This window comes from Runella defluvii, from assembly GCF_014195535.1.
GTDB lineage: Bacteria > Bacteroidota > Bacteroidia > Cytophagales > Spirosomataceae > Runella > Runella defluvii.
Genome location: NZ_JACIBY010000002.1, coordinates 112,508 through 135,975 on the forward strand (window position 1 = coordinate 112,508; position 23,468 = coordinate 135,975).

The 23,468-nt window shown below is 45.9% G+C and carries 14 protein-coding genes; 7 read left to right on the forward strand and 7 right to left on the reverse strand.

Translation table 11 applies throughout. The features are described from left to right. Positions 1-100: 100 nt before the first annotated feature. From FHS57_RS05330 to FHS57_RS05350, 5 genes are all read left to right on the forward strand, one after another. Positions 101-970, forward strand: coding sequence for an EamA family transporter (locus FHS57_RS05330; RefSeq protein ID WP_183971862.1), 870 nt, complete (start codon positions 101-103; stop codon positions 968-970). 280 nt (positions 971-1,250) lie between these two features. Continuing rightward, a complete protein-coding gene (locus FHS57_RS05335; protein WP_183971863.1) occupies positions 1,251-1,676 on the forward strand; it encodes a hypothetical protein in 426 nt (141 codons plus the stop codon). A gap of 164 nt (positions 1,677-1,840) precedes the next feature. After that, positions 1,841-2,335: a hypothetical protein gene (locus tag FHS57_RS05340; protein ID WP_183971864.1), complete on the forward strand. Its 495-nt coding sequence runs from the start codon at positions 1,841-1,843 to the stop codon at positions 2,333-2,335. Positions 2,336-2,745: 410 nt separating this feature from the next. Beyond that, a complete protein-coding gene (locus tag FHS57_RS05345) occupies positions 2,746-3,540 on the forward strand; it encodes an SDR family oxidoreductase (protein WP_183971865.1) in 795 nt (264 codons plus the stop codon). A gap of 19 nt (positions 3,541-3,559) precedes the next feature. Beyond that, positions 3,560-3,874, forward strand: coding sequence for a nuclear transport factor 2 family protein (locus tag FHS57_RS05350; RefSeq protein WP_183971866.1), 315 nt, complete (start codon positions 3,560-3,562; stop codon positions 3,872-3,874). A gap of 122 nt (positions 3,875-3,996) precedes the next feature. Here the strand turns inward: FHS57_RS05350 and FHS57_RS05355 are convergent, their stop codons facing one another. The 4 genes from FHS57_RS05355 to FHS57_RS05370 form a co-directional block, all read right to left on the reverse strand. Continuing rightward, the gene (locus FHS57_RS05355) at positions 3,997-4,986 is read right to left on the reverse strand and encodes a T9SS type B sorting domain-containing protein (protein ID WP_183971867.1); all 990 of its coding nucleotides are present in this window, start codon (positions 4,984-4,986) and stop codon (positions 3,997-3,999) included. A 69-nt stretch (positions 4,987-5,055) separates the two neighbouring features. Next, entirely contained in the window at positions 5,056-8,160 is a 3,105-nt protein-coding gene (locus FHS57_RS05360; RefSeq protein ID WP_183971868.1) for an Ig-like domain-containing protein, read from the reverse strand. Between the two features lie 32 nt (positions 8,161-8,192). Beyond that, entirely contained in the window at positions 8,193-14,708 is a 6,516-nt protein-coding gene (locus FHS57_RS05365; protein ID WP_183971869.1) for a beta strand repeat-containing protein, read from the reverse strand. Between the two features lie 61 nt (positions 14,709-14,769). Further along, on the reverse strand, positions 14,770-16,566 hold the full coding sequence (locus FHS57_RS05370; RefSeq protein ID WP_183971870.1) for a DUF11 domain-containing protein: 1,797 nt from the start codon (positions 16,564-16,566) through the stop codon (positions 14,770-14,772). A gap of 570 nt (positions 16,567-17,136) precedes the next feature. Between FHS57_RS05370 and FHS57_RS05375 the strand changes: the two genes are divergently transcribed. Continuing rightward, positions 17,137-18,024 carry a LytR/AlgR family response regulator transcription factor gene (locus tag FHS57_RS05375; protein WP_183971871.1) on the forward strand — a complete coding sequence of 296 codons (888 nt, stop codon included), beginning with the start codon at positions 17,137-17,139 and terminating at the stop codon, positions 18,022-18,024. A gap of 69 nt (positions 18,025-18,093) precedes the next feature. Here FHS57_RS05375 and FHS57_RS05380 read toward each other — a convergent pair whose 3' ends face one another. The 3 genes from FHS57_RS05380 to FHS57_RS05390 all read right to left on the reverse strand — a co-directional run bounded on the left by FHS57_RS05380 (position 18,094) and on the right by FHS57_RS05390 (position 21,780). Further along, positions 18,094-18,924 carry a phytoene/squalene synthase family protein gene (locus FHS57_RS05380; RefSeq protein WP_183971872.1) on the reverse strand — a complete coding sequence of 277 codons (831 nt, stop codon included), beginning with the start codon at positions 18,922-18,924 and terminating at the stop codon, positions 18,094-18,096. Positions 18,925-18,943: 19 nt separating this feature from the next. Further along, on the reverse strand, positions 18,944-20,407 hold the full coding sequence (gene crtID, locus FHS57_RS05385) for a bifunctional phytoene desaturase/3,4-desaturase (protein ID WP_183971873.1): 1,464 nt from the start codon (positions 20,405-20,407) through the stop codon (positions 18,944-18,946). Between the two features lie 89 nt (positions 20,408-20,496). Continuing rightward, positions 20,497-21,780, reverse strand: coding sequence for a metal-dependent hydrolase family protein (locus tag FHS57_RS05390; RefSeq protein ID WP_183971874.1), 1,284 nt, complete (start codon positions 21,778-21,780; stop codon positions 20,497-20,499). 374 nt (positions 21,781-22,154) lie between these two features. Between FHS57_RS05390 and FHS57_RS05395 the strand changes: the two genes are divergently transcribed. Then, positions 22,155-23,468 (forward strand): esterase-like activity of phytase family protein, encoded by a 1,314-nt coding sequence (locus FHS57_RS05395; RefSeq protein WP_183971875.1) that lies wholly within the window; start codon positions 22,155-22,157, stop codon positions 23,466-23,468.

Here is a 23,468-nt window from a genome sequence, read left to right on the forward strand (position 1 = left end):
AGAAGCGTGTTTGTATTGCCTATTGGCAAGCCCGCTCGGTTGTTTAGTTTCTGCCCATACACGCAGTTTTTATTGTATTCATCGCTAGACAATCTTTTTTATGACTAAATACATTTTGATGGTACTAACGGGCGCTGTTAGTTACGGAATTCTGTCTTCTTTTGTTAAGTTGGCCTACGGCTACGGGTATCATTCGGCCGAAATCGCGTTTTTACAAGCCCTGCTCGGGGCGTTACTTTTGCTAGGCGTATGGGGGGCATCGGGCAAACCTAATGCTTCCCGTTCCCAAATTCCGTTGTTGCTCGTGGCGGGGGCGGCTATTGGAGCGGCTACTTTTTTGTACTACCTATCGGTCAAGTACATTCCCGCCTCCGTCGCTATCGTGTTGTTGATGCAGTTTACGTGGTTTAGTTTATTGCTCGAATGGCTATTCTTCCGCAAACGACCTTTACTTTCCGAAGGCATCATTACGGTTGTTATTTTAGGGGGCAGCGTATTGGCGAGTGGGTTACTCGCGCAAGGGCCGTTTTTGTTGTCGTTGCGCGGAGTTGTTATTGTGCTCTGCGCCTCGGTGGTATATGCCCTTTACATTGTCATCAACAGTCGAGCCGACAAAGCAACTTCGTGGCAAGCCAAAAGCGCCTGGATGATGATTGGCTCGGCGGTCGCGATATTTTTGATGAACTTCCACAGCCTTGTGTTTGAAAACCACTTCGGCCTAGGTCTGCTCAAATGGGGGGTATTTTTAGCATTTTTCGGTACGGTATTACCCCCTATTCTCTTTGCCATCGGTATGCCCAAAATTGGTGCTTCGACGAGCGGTTTGGTACTTACTGCCGAGCTGCCCGTAGCGGTATTGACGGCACATTTTTTGCTCAAAGAACCCATCAGTTTCTCGCAACTAATGGGCATCGCTCTCATGCTAGGCTCCCTGATTGCCTTGAATCGGGTAACTCGTCAAAAGCAGTGAATTCGTTTCCATGGCGTCAAAGACGCTAGGTTGTTTCGCCCCGACGGATGTCGGGGCGAGTGACGTTTGATGGTGCGAGCGTCCCCGCTCGTATCCCTTATTTACAGGCATCTAGCCTTGCTATTGACAAAATAGGCTAGAAGCCTTGGAATAGTCAGCACAAGCGAAACGCTCGCGCTATCGGCAGTTTCGCGAATACCCCTATATTTGTCTAGTTGTACGAAACGGCTGTATAGTTGGGGTTTCGTATATTTTTGAGTGCATATTAAGTGACAACTGTATGACAATAGAAGGTTTTGGAAATATTGAATTTAATAAGAGAGACAAAGAGTGGTTTGGACTTATAGATAATATTTGCCCAGGCAACAAAGTCGAACTAAGTATTTCTGTTGAGAATATTGACCAAGACCTAAATAAAAAAATTGAATTAGTCAAAAAATTTGCCGCTGACTATGAGGCTATTGCAGCCAATTTTTACGACTTCGCTTACAAAAAATACAAGAATACAGAATTTGAAGTGACAAGAAACGAAATAGAGAAAATGTATTTTTTGGCTGCTATAAATTTGAAAGATGACAACGAAACATGGTGGTTGACACTAGCCCCCTCTTTTAATGTGACTTCGATTTACAATCATTTTTTGCGTTTTACGACGCAAAACAGAAAAATTATTTGGGCAAATTTTGATTTAACAACGGACTCATAACACGGGTTTTACGTTAGGCAGGGTGGCGTGCAAACTTAGAGCTTTGTGTTTCTATTCAAGTTCAGTGCTGGTTAATACCGAAAGATTTCTGGATGCTCCGAAACCCGCCCAATCACAAAGCCCGAAATCATTATGCTGCACTATTGGACGACCGAACAGATAAGATGAAACCAGTAAAAGCTACATCTGAAATTTTAGCCTTTAAAGCACTCAACCGAGACATTGACAAGACTTGGGTTGATTGGGCAGTTGATATGCTTATGGTTGGTTTCGACACCGAAAATTTGACAATTCTTGCGGGCGAAAGTGAGCCTTTTAATCAATTCCAAATGCAAGAGCTTACAGACAAAGTTTTGGCGGAGTTGCAACTTGACTCTTCGGACAAAGACCAAACTATAAAAAACTATACGAGTTATTTAATTGACAAGTCCTTTGAAGGACAACTCGACAATTTCAACGTACTTGGTATACTGAAAGACATATGTATTGAACTTGGCTATAAAAAATATTTGTATGATTTCTATTCCCTTTATTTCGCTAAAGACGACTTATCCTATTCAGAAAATCAATGGTATTGGGAAGGAGCGACAAGAGAGAATATTGACAAGGTAATATCGGACTATTTTAGAAATTGGAAAACTAATTGCATGGCAGATTAAATAACAACGACCACATCACCGTTCGATGGTACAAGCGTCCCCGCTCGTATCCCTTATTTACAGGCTTCTAGCCTTGCTATTACCAAACTAGGCTAGAAGCCTTGGAATAGTCAGCACAAGCGAAACGCTCGCGCTATCGACAGTTTACTCATTGAATCACAAATTTAAAAGTTGAATCCTAGTTCAAGTCCAACTTTTTAGCGGGCTAGATTTTTACCGTATAGCACTTCGCCAATCAAACCCAAACCGCAATTTAAGTTCGGCAAAATCTTTCGTTCATACATAAGACGAGCGTAAATCAATGTTCCAAATTATGCAATAGGGGAAAAATTAACCCCTATCTGAATCGCAATTCCGTACTTGTGAGGAGCGTACATAAGTCTCAAATTTGCATAAAATAATTTCAGCAAATGGAACAACAATTTGATTTCAACAATGAGTTATCGGGCAAGATTGCCTTAGTAACAGGTGGTACAAAAGGAGCAGGTAGAGCGATTGCAGAAAGGCTTTTGCAAGCTGGGGCAACAGTTATCATTACTGCACGAAACGCACCAGAAAAAGAAAACAGCAATCTGCATTTCATTCCTTCCGATTTAAGCAAGGCAGAAGATGCACAAAAAGTTGTCAGTGAGGTCTTATCGACTTATGGTAGGCTCGATATTCTTGTAAACAACCTTGGCTCTTCAGTAACTCCTGCTGGTGGTTATGCTGTATTAACTGATAAAGATTGGGAATCAACCCTACAAGCTAATTTGCTTGCTCCTGTTCGACTGGATAGAGGATTTTTACCACAAATGATACATCAGAAAAGTGGCGTTATTATTCACATAGCTTCCATTCAAGGTAAACTACCGCTATATGATTCCACATTGCCGTATGCAGCTGCAAAAGCAGGCTTGATAAATTATAGCAAAAGTTTATCAAATGAAGTTACCCCCAAAGGAGTTCGTGTCCTAACTGTTTCGCCAGGATGGATAAATACAACAGCATCGAAAGCTTGGTTGGGCGAAATCGCAAGAAATGCAAATAGTACTGTAGAAGAAGCTCAGCAAAATGTCATGGACGCATTGGGTGGAATACCTTTTGGAAGGCCTGCCGAACCGAACGAAGTAGCAGAATTCGTTGGCTTTTTGGTTTCACCAAGGGCTAATTATTTAACAGGGACAAATTTTGTAATAGATGGTGGCACAGTGCCAACAATTTAATAATCTTAAAACATTAAACATGAACTTACCGAAAGTAGTAGCAGAATTAGTAAAAACACAAAACAACTTTGATAGCGCTGCTTATGCAAAGTGTTTTACAGAAACAGCCGTAGTTTTTGATGAGGGCAAAACGCACAACGGAAGAAAAGAAATAGAAAATTGGATAGAAAAAGCCAATAAACACTACCAAGCAACGATGAAACCTCTTGAATATTCAGAAATCGAACATACATTGAAAACAGAAGTATCAGGAACTTTTCCTGGCAGTCCGATTACAATGACGTATCATTATGAATTTGAGGATGGATTAATTCAATCGTTGAAAATCGTGTAAACCATTGTGGCAGCCGCTAACACACATTTTCGCCCCGACGGCACATCAGGGCGATGAGCTAAAACAAAAATCGGTACTAGGCTTCTAGTACCGATTCGCATTATTTACAACAAATTTAAAAGTTATCGTACAATCGTAAACGCTTTGCGGTACAGCTGCCCGTCGGCCAACTTAATGATGTAAAAGTAGGTACCATCGGGGACTTCTTTGCCCGTATCAGTACTTTTCCCTTGCCAATCGTTGCGGTAATCGGCGTTGCTATATACCACTCCTCCGTAACGATTATATACTTCCAAACTTAGCTTAATACCACGTTTGTTGGTAATCACAAACTTGTCGTTGATGCCGTCGGAGTTGGGTGAAAACCCTTCGGGAATCACCAAATCAGGCTCGTCGGTAGGCGTCACAACGCGGTCGGGTACGTTGGCTGTGGGGTCGGTTGTTGAGGAGTTGGGAGGCGTTGTTGTTGTCGTGCCACCTCCTGCGATGTTATTGTTGTTTGGCGGCGTAGTCGTTGTCACGTTTGGGCACGCTTCTGACAAGGCTGCCAACGAGCCGTTGGAGAACTGCCCTGCACTTACTTCCTTCAAGTCATAGCCACTGGTTGTCGTCAACACCTGCGACAAACCTGATTTGGGAAAGGTTTGAGGCGTGTACCACGTCAATTGTGAAGTAGAAGCGGTGGTGGTGTTAACAATATCAAACTGAATGGTGGCAATCGTGGTCCAATCCGTCGTCAAGCGTTGGGGACTTTTTCCCGTACCTGTGTAAAACAAATTCAACGAAACCAAGCCTTTGCTCTGGCCTTCGGTCGAGCCGTTGAGGTTTTGGGGGCCGTATTCTTGGCCATTGTCGGCTTCGCTACTGAATCGGTATTGTTTTTTTAGCACGGGGTTTTTGAGGATACGGTTATCGTAGCTAAAACGAAAGTTGGCATCTCCCATGTTAAAATTATCGTTCATTGACACCGCGCGAACATCAACATCCACTTGGGCAATTTTGGCGTTACAGTCGATTTTACTTACTCTAAGGCGGGCATTGAACATGGTTTGGGCGTTTCCTTGACTCCACAGCCCGACGAAGAGAAGGAATAATAAGGTTATTTTTTTCATGATTCCAGTCGTTTTACGGAGAAACAACACGTTCGCCCCACCAAAGCAGGGCGAACGCATTTTTCTGAATTAGTGAGGAGTACGAGAATAACGTCCGTTGTTTTTCTTCCAAAGTACACTGTCAGAGAAGTTCACATCGGCATCCATGTTGTAGTCTCCTTTTTTGTACTGGTCAAAAATACCACTTTCGAGTTTCCACCTGTTCGAGTCGTTGAAGTTGATGTCAAAGTTTTCAAAGAAATCATCTTTGTTGCCATCAGCCGCGTACATCAGCCACTTGTTGGTGGTGGCGTCTTTGATTTGTCCAAACGACGGCGGGTCGGTTGTCACGTAGCTATCTTGTTGGGTAAAATCAAAAGAAATTTTACCCGCTACAATAGGCACTTTTGTGGGAGACATTACCCCGAGGTGATTACGGTGTTCGACCACCACAAACAAGGCCGACGCTGTCGTGTTTATTGTATAACATGGTTGAATAAAGGTAATCGTACCGTCGTCATGCAACAGCCCCGCTCCTTTCCAAACATTACTTACACTCACAGAATCAGTCCGTAACGACACCAATACCCAGTCAACTACTGTATTTGGATAAATAAACCCACTGGCGTGTCCTTCGGTTCCTGTATAGTTCCAAGGCACATCGTTATACGGTTGTCCTTTTGGCGTTGCCACCGCAAAATCGCCGATTGGCGTTTGGCCAGGTAGCAATCCACGTTGGTTGAGCGTCGTTTCCATCTTACTTGTACTTGGGTTAAAAGGGCCTTCAAGAAGTACCTTCAACTCCATTGTCAAACAAGCTGGGGGGAAGTTGGACGGAATAATCGTCACGGGAACTTCTACCGTTACGCACAAATTACCCTGGTCGCAAATCGTTAAACAAACCTTGTCATTTCCCGTTTGGCCTGCCTGAGGCGTGTATGTCAAACATACCTCGTGGCTACTGTTGTTGACCGACAAACCTGACACGCTACCTTTCAAAGGTACATTACACTGCGTTACGGTGTGCGTGTCGCCGCCGTTAGGGTCACTAATCGGCCCACATATCGACACAGGGACGCCCTCCTTCGTCACGATTGGCGGTAAAGACACAATCGGTGCCTGAGGAATAGTAGGTACCTGAACCCGTGGATACACCGTAATTGGAATACTCACCGTGTCACACAAGGACGGACTGCCATTGTCGCACACAATCACACAAACTGAATCCCGTCCAAAATAACCCGATGAAGGCGTATAAGTGATGCACAACTGCCCACCGACGGTGGTTATTGGATTCGCCGTACCGTGTTTGGGTGCACCGCAGACGATGAAGCTATTGGTTCCCAATCCATTCGGGTCCAATATCGGCATACACGTCGTTGTTGTACTGTCCTGTACCGTGATAATGGGCGTCACTACCACCACTGGAGGCTGGTTCGTTGGTGAAGTCGGTATCTCGGGCACAATCGTGATAGGAACTCGGACGGTATCACACAAGCCGCCCTGATCACACACAACCAAACATACATTATCCACTCCCGTTTGGCCTACATTAGGCGTGTAAGTAATACAGAGTTTCCCCGTCTGATTGTTTACCGTCTGAACCGTCGTCCCTTTGCTGGCTGCGCCACATACCGTTACTGTATGTGTGTCTCCAACGTTCGGGTCGTTGATTTCCCCGCACACCGTCTTGGCTACCCCTGGCTTCGTTACAATAGGCGGAACTACAACAACGGGTGGGTAGTTAGCTGGTGGGAAGTTTGACGGAATAATCGTCACGGGGACTTCTACGGTCACGCACAAATTACCTTGGTCGCAAATCGTTAAACAAACCTTGTCATTCCCAGTTTGGCCTGCCTGAGGCGTGTATGTCAAACATACCTCGTGGCTACTGTTGTTGACCGACAAACCTGATACGCTGCCTTTCAAGGGTACATTACACTGCGTTACGGTGTGCGTGTCGCCGCCGTTAGGGTCGCTAATCGGCCCACATATCGACACAGGTACACCTTCCTTCGTCACGATTGGCGGTAAGGACACAATCGGTGCTTGGGGGATGGTGGGTACCTGAACCCGTGGATACACCGTAATTGGAATACTCACCGTGTCACACAGAGACGGACTGCCATTGTCGCACACAATCACACAAATAGAATCACGTCCAAAATAACCCGATGAAGGCGTATAAGTGATACACAACTGCCCACCGACGGTGGTTATTGGGTTCGCCGTACCGTGTTTGGGTGCACCGCAAACGATGAAGCTATTGGTTCCCAATCCATTCGGGTCCAATATCGGCATACACGTCGTCGTTGTGCTGTCTTGTACCGTGATAATGGGCGTCACTACCACCACAGGAGGCTGATTCGTTGGTGAAGTCGGTATCTCGGGCACAATCGTGATGGGAACTCGGACGGTATCACACAAGCCGCCCTGATCACACACAACCAAACATACATTATCCACTCCCGTTTGGCCTACATTAGGCGTGTAAGTAATACAGAGTTTCCCCGTCTGATTGTTCACCGTCTGAACAGTCGTCCCTTTGCTGGCTGCGCCACATACAGTTACCGTATGCGTGTCTCCAACATTCGGGTCGTTGATTTCCCCGCAGACCGTCTTGGGTACCCCTGGCTTCGTTACAATGGGCGGAACTACAACAACAGGTGGGTAGTTTATCACGCAACTGGTGCTCGCCACCACAATCACACTTGCACTACTAAAACATAAAGCCACGGGATCATAAAAAGCTACGTAAAACGTACCTGCCCCTGCAGTAGTTACGGCGCTAGCCGTCAACCTATTGACACTACTTGCTGGAAGCGCGCTGTGGAAGGTAACAATCGTTCCAAATGGCTTGGCCGTCGAATCTACAAATGCCCGTAAATCAACCGTTGTGATAGGGCAAGAATTTGTAGCCACCCGAAGCGGCGACGCTTGACTGTAACACGTTCCAAAATTATACACACCATAATACACCCCTGGGACTGCTACTGCCGTCTGGGTATTGGTCATTAGGTTGGCTGCTGAAACAGGGAAGCCATTGTGCCATTCAAAAGTAGCCCCTGCTGGCGGTGCCGCCGTGGGCTGATGGGTAGTAAGATCCACTGTTGGCGTTTGGGCATATCCTATAGATATACCCAAAAACCAAACAATGCTCATTACCCAACCTATAAAGATTCTATTGGTTCTCATATCCAAAGTTCGTTATGTTGAGTAATGATGATTTATTTCAATTGTGGTCCTACTGGCACTGCCGAACAGTTGTCAAGTGTCCAGACATCCGCAATGATCTTTTTAGGAGTAATCGTCAATAAATCAGCAGTACATGTTGTCAAAGAGCCAATGGTGAAGTTCAACGTACCAAGCGCTGTTCCGTCATAGCGAATAGGAATGTGCAATGTCTGAACTCCCGTATTCGTGGCACATGCTTGTGTAACACCGTTTGCGAGTGTTATGCCCGAACCACTCACTGTCAATGGCGTAAAACATCCCGCAGTGGTCACATTGACCGTCACCACCAACGTATGCTGACTTGGCGTACCTGCAACTGGGGCTGGATAAATAAGGGTTTTTGGGCAATCTATCGTACCTGCAGGCCCTGCGGAAGTCACTATTACGGTGTAAGTGACAGTTGTGCAAAACCCAATCGGGCTAGTACTATCACATACTTTGACACAGAAATAGTACGTACCTGGCGTAGCTGGCGCGGTGTATGAGTATGCACCTGTCGTGCTATTAATGGTCAAATTACTAGCTAGAGGTAGCGGGTTTGCTCCTACTGGTGCGGTGCAGCCAGGGTCGGAAGCGCCATTTGAATAGGTATATGGCGGAAGTCCTCCTTGTGGTTGCAACTCAGTAGCTGCATTTCCAGTCTTGACTTCTCCCGTCACGGCCGTTTGTACTGCTGGTAAAGTCACACATGGCAACGAAAGGGTGACCGTGACCCCAACCGCTGGCGCAGGGCTATAACAATTGTTGATGGCATCATAGCAAACAGGATAATACACGCCACCTACACCCACCGTTCCTGGCAAAAGTACTTTTGTGGAGGCCGATAAGCCCGTGTTTGTGGTATGCCATTCCAAAAGTGAACCTATTGGACATGTGCTTGTTACCAAACCTGTCAAACTTACGGTTGGCAGTGGACATATATTGGTAATTGCCGTTGCTGATAACGTAGGAGCTACCGAACCTGCCGCACAAACACAAGCGTTTATTGACACGGTCACTGAGTCGGCCCTGAAGCTAAAACAGCCCGTGTTTTTGTCGAAATACAAAGCGTAATATTTACCCGCAGTAGTTACCGCCGTTGCATTTGTCAGTGTATCACCTGCTGAAGTTGGAATTTTTGAAGTACTCCAAACCAAATGCGTACCACTTGGTACAGTACCTGTATTTGTCAATGCATTCAAATTGACCGTTACATTAGGACAGGTATTGGCTGCCGTTGTCGCTGTGATTACAGGAGGCAAAGAACCTGCGGCAGTAGCACCCCTCATGATTAACTTGAATACTTTGGTATTACCAATATCTAACGAAGCCAAGTTACCTACAGTAATTCGCACTTCGTCAAAGGTTTGTGTGGTGGTAAATCCAACAATTTGACGTGATGCGCTTAATAGTTCAAGTGAAATTAAGTTTCCTCCGCTCGTTTCTCTAAGAACACCATTCAAGTAGGTCGAAACAGTCGCGGCATTTACGAGGTTTACCCCAATCAACGACGCATTTTCAATATCAAAACCTACAAACTCACCTGCGGCATGGACTGTAGCACCATCTTTAATCGAAATCGAGCCGTTGGCTAAAACTCCTGCCGTCAGAATAATTTCAGCAAAGTTTGCACTCGAATTATCGACCACATTCGTTGCATCATTTACAGCACAAAGCAAACAGGCGACTCCTGAAATACCCGTGCGACTCCCACTAATCACCGCAGGATACGTTGGTTGTACAAAGTCCGTTATTGTCGTACAGGTCAATGCAGGTCCAGCGCAAAACTTCTGGAATACCGCACCATAGACTCTTGTTACGCTCAAAACACCCAATAAATTGCTAATCTCAATCTTCACCTCATCAAAGGCCGCTGTTGTAACAATACCTACCAACTGCTCACCTGTGCCTGTCAACAACGCCGAATTTAACGATAACAACGTCCCTGTGCTCGACGTCTCTTGCAACGTCCCGTTCAAGTATGTCTTTATCGTAATGCCTGACAATAAATTCGCCCCAATCAAACCTGGGTTTGAAATGTTAAACCCTGCAAATGTTCCTGCTGGATAATCTGTCAATTGGTCTTTAACGGCCAATGAACCTACACTACCCGCCGACACCGCCATCGTGATGGTCGCATAATCCGTCGTGCTTGCGCTTATCGCATTCGCAGCGTCAGTCACCGAACAACCTAGACATGCAATACCTGAGATACCTGTATTAGCTCCACTTATTGAGGTCGGATAAACAGGGTTGTTCATCGAAGTTTGAGTATTACAAACCAATGCAGGTCCAGCGCAATAACTTTGGAACACTGCACCATAGACTCTTGTTACACTCAAAACACCTAGCAAGTTACTAATCTCAATCTTCACCTCATCAAAGGCTGCTGTTGTAACAATACCTACCAACTGCTCACCTGTGCCTGTCAACAACGCCGAATTTAACGACAACAACGTCCCTGTGCTCGACGTCTCTTGCAACGTCCCACCCAAGTATGTCTTTATCGTAATGCCTGACAATAAATTCGCTCCAATCAAACCTGGGTTTGAAATGTTAAACCCAGCAAATGTTCCTGCTGGATAATCTGTCAATTGGTCTTTAACGGCCAATGAACCTACACTACCCGCTGACACTGCCATCGTGATGGTCGCATAATCCGTCGTGCTTGAGCTTATCGCATTAGCCGCGTCAGTCACCGAACAACCTAGACACGCAATACCTGAGATGCCTGTATTAGCTCCACTTATTGAAGTCGGATAAACGGGATTGTTCATCGAAGTTTGAGTGTTACAAACCAATGCAGGTCCAGCGCAATAACGCTGGAATACCGCACCATACACCCTTGTTACACTCAAAACACCTAGCAAGTTACTAATCTCAATCTTCACCTCATCAAAGGCCGCTGTTGTAACAATACCTACCAACTGCTCACCTGTACCTGTCAACAACGCCGAATTTAACGACAACAACGTCCCTGTGCTCGATGTCTCTTGCAACGTCCCGTTCAAGTATGTCTTTATCGTGATGCCTGACAACAAATTCGCCCCAATCAAACCTGGGTTTGAGATATTAAACCCTGCAAATGTTCCTGCTGGATAATCTGTCAACTGCTCTTTAACCGCCAATGAACCTACACTACCCGCCGACACCGCCATTGTGATGGTCGCATAATCCGCCGTGCTTGCGCTTATCGCATTAGCCGCATCAGTCACCGAACAACCTAGACAGGCCACACCTGAGATGCCTGTATTAGCTCCACTTATTGAGGTCGGATAAACGGGATTGTTCATCGAAGTTTGAGTGTTACAAACCAATGCAGGTCCAGCGCAATAACTTTGGAACACAGCACCATAGACTCTTGTTACGCTCAAAACACCTAGTAAGTTACTAATCTCAATCTTCACCTCATCAAAGGCTGCAGTTGTAACAATACCTACCAACTGTTCACCTGTGCCTGTCAACAACGCCGAATTTAACGACAACAACGTCCCTGTGCTCGATGTCTCTTGCAACGCCCCATCTAAATACGTCTTTATCGTAATCCCTGACAACAAATTCGCCCCAATCAAACCTGGGTTTGAGATATTAAACCCTGCAAATGTTCCTGCTGGATAATCTGTCAATTGGTCTTTAACCGCCAATGAACCTACACTACCCGCCGACACTGCCATTGTGATAGTCGCATAATCCGCCGTGCTTGCGCTTATCGCATTGGCCGCATCAGTCACCGAACAACCTAGACAGGCAATACCTGAGATGCCTGTATTAGCTCCACTTATTGAAGTCGGATAAACGGGATTGTTCATCGAAGTTTGAGTATTACAAACCAATGCAGGTCCAGCGCAATAACTTTGGAATACCGCACCATAGACCCTTGTTACGCTCAAAACACCTAGCAAGTTACTAATCTCAATCTTCACCTCATCAAAGGCTGCTGTTGTAACCATACCTACCAACTGCTCACCTGTGCCTGTCAACAACGCTGAATTTAACGACAACAACGTCCCTGTGCTCGACGTCTCTTGCAATGTCCCACCCAAGTACGTCTTTATCGTAATGCCTGACAACAAATTCGCCCCAATCAAACCTGGGTTTGAGATATTAAACCCTGCAAATGTTCCTGCTGGATAATCTGTCAATTGGTCTTTAACCGCCAATGAACCTACACTACCCGCCGACACCGCCATTGTGATGGTCGCATAATCCGCCGTGCTTGCGCTTATCGCATTGGCAGCATCAGTCACCGAACAACCTAGACACGCCACACCTGAGATACCTGTATTAGCTCCACTTACTGAGGTCGGGAAAACGGGATTATTCATCGAAGTTTGAGTGTTACAAACCAATGCAGGTCCAGCGCAATAACTTTGGAATACCGCACCATAGACTCTTGTTACGCTCAAAACACCCAATAAGTTACTGATTTCAATCTTCACCTCATCAAAGGCTGCTGTTGTAACAATACCTACCAACTGCTCACCTGTGCCTGTCAACAACGCCGAATTTAACGACAACAACGTCCCTGTGCTCGACGTCTCTTGCAACGCCCCACCCAAGTACGTCTTTATCGTAATGCCTGATAACAAATTCGCCCCAATCAAACCTGGGTTTGAAATGTTGAACCCTGCAAATGTTCCTGCTGGATAATCTGTCAACTGGTCTTTAACCGACAATGAACCTACACTACCCGCCGACACCGCCATCGTGATGGTCGCATAATCCGCCGTGCTTGCGCTTATCGCATTCGAAGCATCCGTTACCGAACAACCTAGACACGCCACACCTGAGATACCCGTATTGGCTCCACTTACTGAGGTCGGGAAAACGGGATTATTCATCGGGGTTTGAGTGTTACAAACCAATGCAGGACCAGCACAATAACGCTGGAATACCGCACCATAGACTCTTGTTACGCTCAAAACACCTAGCAAGTTACTAATCTCAATCTTCACCTCATCAAAGGCTGCAGTTGTAACAATACCTACCAACTGCTCACCTGTGCCTGTCAACAACGCCGAATTTAACGACAACAACGTCCCTGTGCTCGACGTCTCTTGCAACGCCCCACCCAAGTACGTCTTTATCGTAATGCCTGACAATAAATTCGCCCCAATCAAACCTGGGTTTGAAATGTTGAACCCTGCAAATGTTCCTGCTGGATAATCTGTCAACTGGTCTTTAACCGACAATGAACCCACACTACCCGCTGATACCGCCATTGTGATAGTCGCATAATCCGTCGTGCTTGAGCTCACTGCATTGGCAGCGTCAGTTACCGAACAACCTAGACACGCCACACCTGAAATACCTGTATTGACACCACTTATAGCCGTAGGAAAGGCAGGTGTATTCATCGAAGTTTGGGTGTTACAATCCAACGCTGCACCTGCACAAAAGTTCTGAAAAACAGCATCATACACCCTTGTTACACTTAAAACACCCAATAAGTTACTGATTTCAATCTTCACCTCATCAAAAGGAGCCGTCGTCACCATCCCTACCAGCTGCTGCCCTGCACCTGTTAATAAGATGGAGTTCAAGGACAACAACGTTCCTGAACCAGACGTCTGTTGCAACGTCCCGTTCAAATATGTCTTTATCGTAATCCCTGACAATAAATCCACCCCAATCAAAGCTGGGTTTGAAATGTTAAACCCTGCAAATGTTCCCGCTGGGTAATCTGTCAATTGGTCTTTGACGGCCAATGACCCCACACTCCCCGCCGACACCGCCATCGTAATGGTCGCGTAATCTGTCGTGCTTGCACTTATCGCATTCGAAGCATCCGTTACCGAACAACCAACACATGCGAGACCTGAGATACCCGTATTGGCACCACTTATTGAAGTTGGATGCGTCGGGTTATTCATCGAAGTTTGAGTGTTACAATCCAATGTTGGACCAGCACAAAACTTTTGAATAATAACGTTATAAACACTTGCGTTAAACAAAACCCCCAAAAGCGACGTGTACTCAATTCGTACTTCATCAAACGGTTGAGTAGTGACAAAACCTAAAATGGCATGGCCATTACCCGTTAATAGACTAGAGTTGATACCTAACACATTGGTAACCGCATTAAATGTCTCACGAAGTGACCCATTGTTATAGGTATAAATCGTTACTGTAGAAGCGATTGACGCTCCGATAAGCCCTGCCGTACCCACTTCAAACCCTGCAAATGTCCCCGCAGGGTATTCGTCGGCAGCATCGTTATCTTTAACAATAATCCTACCACCACAACCAATACCCGACAATGCAATAGACGCATTGTCGGTCAAGGTACTGTTCACCACTCTATCCTCATTGCTTACAAACGAAACAATCGGCACGCAACCCCCGAAGGTAGTTCCCGTTGCCGCGATGTTTGTAAATGTACCGTTGACCAGCTCTGTTTGGTCATTACAAGGTGCGTTTGCAATTTGCGCTCGGGTCTCTTGGTAGAGAAATACCAGTGCGACGGCGAGCTTTACCCAAAGCCAAAAAAAATGGCTTCGGCTAGTTGTTCCTAGCATAAACGTTTTCATAATTAATAAGAGATTTGATAAGGGGATATAATAGAGATTTCAAAACGGGAAAAAGCAAGCCTTAAATAGGCTTGCCTGCACTCTTGGTTTTCTTGACCACCAGCGGTATGCACAAATTCGGTGGACAACAATCAATTGCTTCGATGATGATAGGACAGCACCCTTCCGCAGGGCAGCTTCCTGCATCGGCACTGATGCTGTATGCTCCTGCCTCCGATAAATTGATGGAATTTCCAGTACCCACTTGCGTCGTTCCCTTAAACCACCGAACGTTGGTGAAGAAGCTTGGCACGGTCACCGTAATTTCTTGATTTGAGCAAAGTTTGATTGGGACGCTCACACAAGCATGGGCTATATCGTCTTCGAGTAGTGAGTTATTGTTTGGCGTCGAATCGGGATCGTCTTGGTCTGAGGCCGTCACTTCCGCCCGGTTAAAATGTACGCCTTCTGCCAAAACTTGCGTATTGATTGTTAGCTCTACGCTGTCACCTGGCGCGATGCTTGCAATGCTCCACGTCACCACCTGGCCTGCTGGCGTGAGTGCTGGCGAAGAACTAAGCCACTTCAAAGCCACTGGAAGCGAGTCTGTTACCACAACGTTTGTCGCTGAGTCTGGCCCATCGTTTTTGACAGTTAGTTTAAATATGGCCGTACTACCTACAGTTGCTTGAGCAGCCGAAATACGTTTTTTGCTCAATGACAAATCCGCAACTTTTCCTGCACAACGCTGCGCAGGGCAAAGCGTTGCTTTCGTATATTCCACTCCTGTGGCCACATCCGTAAGTGTGTATTGATTGCCGCTAATGTTCACCTCGTTCATCCCTGTTTTAGGGAAATCGGTACTGGTTTGCCAGTTTAAATCAAAACAAGGGTTTGTCAACGCCCCTTTATAATCCATCGAAATACACGATACGGTCGTCCATGCTTGGGTCACTTGGCGCGCCGTTGGCGTTCCTGTGGGACTATACTTTACATTGAGCGACACCACTCCGCTAGTCGCATTTTCGGTACTTCCTGTCAAATTCTGGGCCGTGTAGCGGTTGTCAGATGCGGGAGCAACAGATGAAAAAGCTTCTTGCGAAACAATTTGTGGGTTTGTTAAAAGGGTTGCGCTGTAATTGAAGCGGTAATTGGCATCTCCCATCAAGAAAGCACTTTCGGCATCCGCAGCGCGTACTTCCACCCGCAACACGACCTTCTTGGTTTCACAATCAAAGCTTTTTACCGATAACCGTACGCCGTATTTGGCCTTACTTGCCTGACAAAACTGATCAGCACACACGGTTAGGTTTTCAAAAACTTTGGCCGAGGCCACATTTTTAGTTGTATAAGCAAAAGGGGTAGCAGAGGTTACAATTACCTCGTTCATACCCGTTCTTGGAAAATCTGTATCTTTCTGCCACGCAAGTGTGTAGCAACCCGTTATGGCAAGGACATCAAACGACAAGCAACTCACCGTTGTCCAGTCGGTTGTTACTTGCCTTGCCCCTGCCCTGCCTGCAAAAATGGTGTTTAGAGAAACTATACCATTGGTAGCCCCCGCCGTACTTCCTTCTAAGTTCTGAGATTGGTAGGCGATTTGGCTGGCGGGTGCATTTCCTGAGAAATTTTCTTCGCTTACAATCGTGGGGTTGGCCAATTGTTGGGTACTATACCGAAAACGATAATTTGCATCTCCCATTAGGAATGTACTATCGGCGTTATTGGCCTTAACTTGGACTTGCACTACCATTTTTTTGGTAAGGCAATCAAACGATTTGAGGCTCAAACGCACGGCAAAAGAGCCTTTTTGGGCATAGGTCGCAACCGACACCAATAGCAAACCAACGGCTGCCAACAGTCGTACAAATTGTTTCATCGGAAAAGGGGTATTTTTGATAGAAGATATAAACGATAAACAGGTAGTGCTCACACCACGAGCAACCGTTCTGAGGAAGAGTCTAGAAAATAAAACACCTTGTTTCGCAGCTTCCCTGAGCCTTGAAAATGACGAATAATCGTCTGATAGTGATGATTTTGGGACAAAAAGTTCCCTATCACCATTTTTGCAGTATCTTTGCATGGTGTTAACCTGTTTTTGGGGTTCAACCAACGAAGGAGGAGAAAGAAGGCTTGATTACTTTGGTCGGTACTAAGGATTCTTTCCCTCCTGTTTTTGATATTTTTATTGTACTTCTCTGCTACATTGTCATTTTTTTCTTTGAAAAACCTGCTTGTGAACCTCCAAAAAGGGCCTAGCAAATCAGTGTTATTTTTAGTTATCTAGCATCAATTTTGAGGCCAAGCAACCTGCAAAAAAAATGCGCTTTTTTTTTACATAGCCAATTCACACTTTGGCATAGGTTAATTCAAAAAATATACTGATGAATTGAACGATACTTTGTATATTTTTTTTCTTCACCCTTTCCTACCCAAAAAACTACACGAAATGCCAATATCTAACATACCAATACTCTATTTTGGCATATCAACAATCATTTTAAATACCAATAACTACAAACATATACTAATATCTAGCACGCTTTTTGTTATACAAAAACCAACGGCTTTAATCATCCATTTACTGATTAATGGGCTTGCGTATTTACATAAATTTACTTTTCCGTTCGTTATGAATAGTCTGACCCCTGTTATTGCAATTGCTGATATAAACCTTGCGGATCAAGTGAGGGAGTTAGTTATGAAACTTCCTTTTATGCAACCTCCCATTGTGTGTCAATCAGGCACCCAATTGTTGGGCATTCTAAATACTCAAGATGCCAATATCCTTTTTTGGGGGGCTGATTTCACCGACATACCTGGGTTTGATTTGTTTCAACTCCAAACAAACCTTCCCCCCGTTATTGTCGTGAGTCATTCTAAAGAGATGGCCTTAGCAGCCTTTGATGTGGGGGCACTCGACTACTTGGTCTCACCGCTGATTCCGCTGCGCTTTCAAAAAGCTTGTTATCGAGCTCTACAAGTAATGAGCCACGCCAGTAATTTGACGTTAGCGGATAAAATCATGGTAAAAATTGGGCGAAAAATACACGCTATTCTTTTTGATGAAATCTTGTTTATTGAAGCCTATGGCATGTACTCAAAAATCTGCAAACCAAACGGCAAAGTACTGGTAATCAACGATGTAATTACCCGCCTTGAGCACCAGCTACCCGCCAAAATTTTCACTCGGGTACACAAATCCTACATTGTTAATATTCAGAAGATAACAAGCTTTGATAAGAAAAATCTTTACATCGACGACAAGGCCATTGAGATAGGTGTCACCTACAAACTCCGTCTAAACAGTTGGCTTAAGTTATTGGATAAAGAATAAAAAAGCGGCTTCCAACTTACGAGAAAGTAAGCTGGAAGCCGCCATAATGCTTAGAGCAGGGTATTGAATTTAGGAGAGCCTAAATTGGAGGTATGTTTTGGCCAAAAGTGCCATTTTTTGAAAATCTGGCACCCGAATGCGCTCTTCTTGAATGCGAGATGCCGACGTTTCTTTGATTTTATTGAACAACGTCAAATAATACACATAGGCCAAATAAACCCCCATTCGGGCACTTTTTGGCAGCTGTTGGATGGCAATGTTGGCCGCGTCAAAATCGGCCTGAATGTCAGCTTCGATTTTTCGTTTGGCTTCTTTGGAAAATAAACGAAAATCAACTTCTGGGAAATATATCCGCCCACGATCGACAAAATCGCTTTTCAAATCGCGCAAGAAATTCACTTTCTGAAACGCCGCACCCAATCTCCTTGCTCCTTCTTTGAGGTGGTCAAACATCTTGCTGTCGCCTTCGCAAAATACCCGCAAACACATCAATCCAACCACTTCTGCCGAGCCATAAATGTATTCGTCGTATAAATTTCTATTGTATTCCAAGGGAGCCAAATCCATTTCCATGCTGTGCAAAAACGCATCAATCAAATCACGTTCGATTTGGTACTCATTCACCACCAACTGAAACGCGTGAAGCACGGGATTGAGGCTGATACGCTGCTCGATTGCTTCATACGTGTCATAACGAAATTTGTCCAACAAAAACTTTTTATCGTGGTCATGGAACGTATCCACAATTTCGTCGGCGAAGCGAACAAAACCATAAATGGCGTAGATGGGCAAGTGAAATTTTACATCTAATGTCTTGATACCCAGTGTAAAAGAAGTACTGTAGCGCTCCGTGATAAGCTTGCTACATTCCAAGGCTGTCTGATTAAATAACTGTATCATGGAGAATGGTTTGGTTTCTTTATGCTTTCTCAACTTCATCAGCGACCACTAGACCCGAAATAAGCGACGGCGGTACGCCTGGCCCAGGCACGGTGAGTTGTCCTGTATAAAACAAATTAGCCACCTTTTTGTTTTTGAGTGTTGGTTTTAAAAATGCCGTTTGCATCAGTGTATTTGCCAAACCATAGGCATTCCCCTTAAACGCATTGTAATCCGACATAAAATCGCGATGGGCGTAGGTACGTTTATAGACCACGTGCGACCGAATGTCTTCCCCGACGTATGTCTCCAAGCGTTCCATCACAACATTGAAATACTGTTCGCGAATTTCTTCCGAATCATCCTTTAAATCAGGCGCTACGGGAATCAACAAAAACAAATTTTCGCAGCCCTCAGGCGCCACCGACGGGTCGGTTTTGGAGGGTGCCGATGCGTAAAACAACGGCTTACTCGGCCACTGTGGTTTGGTATATATTTCGTGGGCGTGTTGCTTGAAATCTTCGTCAAAAAACAAGTTGTGGTGCTGTAGTTTTGGGATACGTTTGTTGACCCCTAAATAGTATAGCAACGACGATGGCGCAAGGGTACGTTTATCCCAATACGTATCCGAATAATTGCGGTACTGACCCAGCAGTTTTGTATCAACATGATGATAATCAGCTCCTGCCACCACCACGTCGGCGTCGAACGTACCCGTCTCAGTCACGACTTGTTTGGCTACTCCACCCACTACGTCGATGCGGGTCACGTTTTGGTTGAGCAAGATTTTCACGCCTTTTTCTTCCGCCAACGCCACCATTCCTTTCACAATTTCGTGCATTCCCCCCATCGGATACCACGTCCCCATCGAAATTTCGGCGTAGTTCATCAGGCTGTACATGGCAGGTGTATTTTCGGGGGTTGCTCCCAAGAATAGAATGGGAAATTCCATCAATTGCAGCAATTTTGGATCCGAAAAATACTTACGGATATGCCCAGCAAAAGTCTGAAGCACGTCCATTCGGCCCAAATCATAAAGGAGTTTTAGGCTTACAAACTCCCAAATACTTCGACTTGGCTTCCAAACAAATTTGTTCATGCCCACGTCGTATTTGTACGCGGCTTGTTCCAAAAACGCTTCCAAACGTTGCCCGCTGCCAGACTCTATTTGCTCAAAAAGTTGTTTTAGTTTTTCGATTCCCGCAGGAATATCGACGGCCGAAGTGGCATCAAAAATAACGGCATACGAGGGGTCTAGCCGCACAAGTTGATAGTAATCAGAAGGCTTTTTGCCAAATTTTCCAAAATACGTTTCAAACACGTCGGGCATCCAGTACCAGCTGGGCCCCATGTCAAACGTAAAACCTTTTTCACGAAAAACCCGTGCCCGTCCACCAGGCACGGAGTTTTTCTCTAAAATGGTTACCTCAAACCCTTTATTGGCAAGGCTAGTGGCAGCCGAAAGCCCCGCAAAACCTGCTCCTATGACGATTACTTTTTTCAACGTATAAATTGTTCTTCCGTGATGAATGTAGTAATTAAACTCGCAAACCCCATCAACGGTTTTTGAATATACGCAAAAAAGTTAAAAAATTACTGTTTCACCACCGCGCCGTCTTTCATCACAAACGTAACATTTTGAAGCGTTTTGATGTTTTGGAGCGGGTTTTCATCGGTCGCAATAATATCGGCGTATTTTCCTTTGCTAATGCTGCCCATGTTGGCTTCTTCGCCCAAAATCTGCGCGGGTACGATGGTCGCCGACTTGATGGCTTCCATTGGCGGCATTCCCACTTCGGTCATGTACTCAAATTCTTTGGCGTTTTTTCCGTGCGCAAACACACCCGCATCGGTTCCAAAAGCGATTTTTACGCCTGCTTTATAGGCTTTTTCAAACGTTTTCTGAATCAATGGCCCGATTTCCAACGCTTTAGCCCGTACAAACGGGTGGAAATACCCAATGATTTTGGCCGAATCGGCCGCCGAACGCCCCGCAATGATGGTAGGTACGTAATAAGCGCCCGTTTTTTTGAAAATCTCAATGGCCTCATCGTCCATGTACGTTCCGTGTTCGATGGTTGTCACTCCCGCGCGCAACGCCCGCTTCATCCCTTCGGCACCGTGGGCGTGCGCAGCTACGTGAAAGCCGTAATCTTTGGCCGTAGAAACGATGGCCGATACTTCATCGTCGGTAAACTGAGGCGCTTTTCCACTCTTGGCAATGCTCAATACCCCACCCGTGGCGGTGATTTTGATGCAATCGGCCCCATCTTTGTAGCGTTGGCGCACGGCTTTGCGGCCAGCTTCGGGCGAGTCCACGACGCCATCAGTCATTTTTTCGGGAGCGGTAAAGTGGTTGCCTAAACCGTTGGTAGGGTCCCCGTGGCCACCTGTAGTTGCGAGAGTTTGGCCTGCCGTAAAAATGCGCGGCCCCACGACCAAGCCTTTGTTGATGGCATTGCGCAGTGAAATATTGACGCCGCTTCCGCCCAAATCGCGCACGGCGGTAAAGCCCGCCATGAGGTTGATGTAGGCGTACTTTTGGGCTTCAAACGCAATGTCAGCGGGCGTATAGCTGACGCGTTTGGCAAACTGGTCTCGGCTGGTTTCGCTTTCGATGTGCACGTGCATGTCGGTCAAGCCAGGCAAAACCGTTTTGTTTTTTAGGTCAATCACTTTGTCGGTGCCTTGGCCTTTGGTATAGCCTTTTTCTACGGCTGTGATTCGGTTTTTCTCCACCACAATCGTCATTTGGTCTTGGGCTGCATCAGCCAAGCCGTCGATGAGTTTTCCGCAGTGGATGAGGGTACGTTGGGCGTACAATGAAGAGGAAGCAGCGAGGGCCATGGCTCCCGCCAACAGGCAGATTTTTTTCATTGGGATTTGGTCTTTGTTTGAAAAGGCAGCTCAAAGAAAACAAACTATGGCGACATCTCCACAGAAAATTTTGACAAAGTCGCCATCTGTGTTATTTTATTGTTAAGGTGGATTGCATCGTCTCGCCCGCAGAAGGCCGCTGAAGAATTCCTCCGCAGATTGGCGCTGAAAAAAGCTTACATCAGCGGGCATCTGCGGCTTTCAATCTGCGCCAATCTGCGGGTAACACTTTAAACAAACTGAGCTATCACTCCATTAGCCAACCCTATGTTAAGCAGCCCCCCCTAAACTTAATACAACCATAATCGGGGATGTTTTTAGCCCACATAAAAGGGGGATAGCTTTGAATCTTTAATTCAAATTTCCTCCTTTACATGACTACACACTCATTTACTTCAGTCGTAGCTCTTAGTGGTGCGCTCACGTTGGGCTTACTGCTGGTTTCCTGCAACGATCACCGCTTACCCGTTGTCAATTACCCCGCTTTTGCCGAGGCTAGTTCACCCAAAATCCTTTCTACGGCAGCTAACGGAACGGTACTCTACAACGGTGGATTTGGTTCCGCGCTAGTTGCCGACCCAAGGGATGCTAACGTTTTCTATTTACTCACCGACCGTGGCCCTAATGCCGCTGGAACGGCCGCTAATTCCATCATTTTTGGAAAATCGGACTTTACTCCACAAGTTGGCAAGTTTCGGTTAATTGGGAATCAGTTGGTGTTGGAAGAGACCATTTTATTGAAAAATGCCGCAGGTCAATTGCTCAACGGACTCCCTAACCCAACGGGTCAAGGAAGTACGGGAGAAACCGCCCTCGACCTCAATGGCAACCCCATCGCCCCCAGCGCAGATGGACTTGATTCAGAAGGGCTCGCCCTTGCGTCGGACGGTACATTTTGGGTAAGCGACGAATACGGCCCTCACCTTGTACACTTTGACAGAATGGGCAAGACCCTCGAACGCATCAATCCCTTCGGTTCGGGAACGGGCGGACGCACACTACCCAAAGTTCTAGCGCGCCGTCGTCCTAATCGGGGAATGGAAGGGTTGACCATTACACCCGACGGAAAGACGTTGGTAGGTTTAATGCAGTCGCCTTTGTACAACCCTTCTTCGGCGGCAGTTTCGGGCTCGTTGGTGTTGCGCGTAATGACGTTTGACATTGCCACGGGTTCCACCAAACAGTATGTGTATTTGATGGAAAACGCCAGCCTAACGGGTTGCAGCGAAATCGTAGCCATCACCAACACAACTTTTCTTGCTTTGGAGCGCGACGGAGATTACGGTGGAAACCCCGCCAAGCCAGCCGCTTTCAAAAGAATCTACAAGTTTGATTTGGCAGGCGCTACCGATATTTCTGACGGTGCTAATGGCGACGGAGGCAAATTGTACAACGGCTTGACCGTAGAGCAGCTAAAAGACAAGGCAGGTTTGACTGCTGCGGGCATTGTCCCCGTGACTAAGTCGCTGGTCTTTGATTTATTAACGCAAATATCACCCGTTTACCCTCACGATAAAGCCGAAGGTATTGCCATTCTTAGCAACACGCTCATCGCGGTTTCTAACGACGATGATTTTGGGGTGGTGGACAACGGACAAAATAGCTTTACCACAAAGATTCTGCCTGCTACAGGAAAAGTGGACATGAATCGCATCTATTTTATCAATTTATCAACGCCGTTGAAGTAA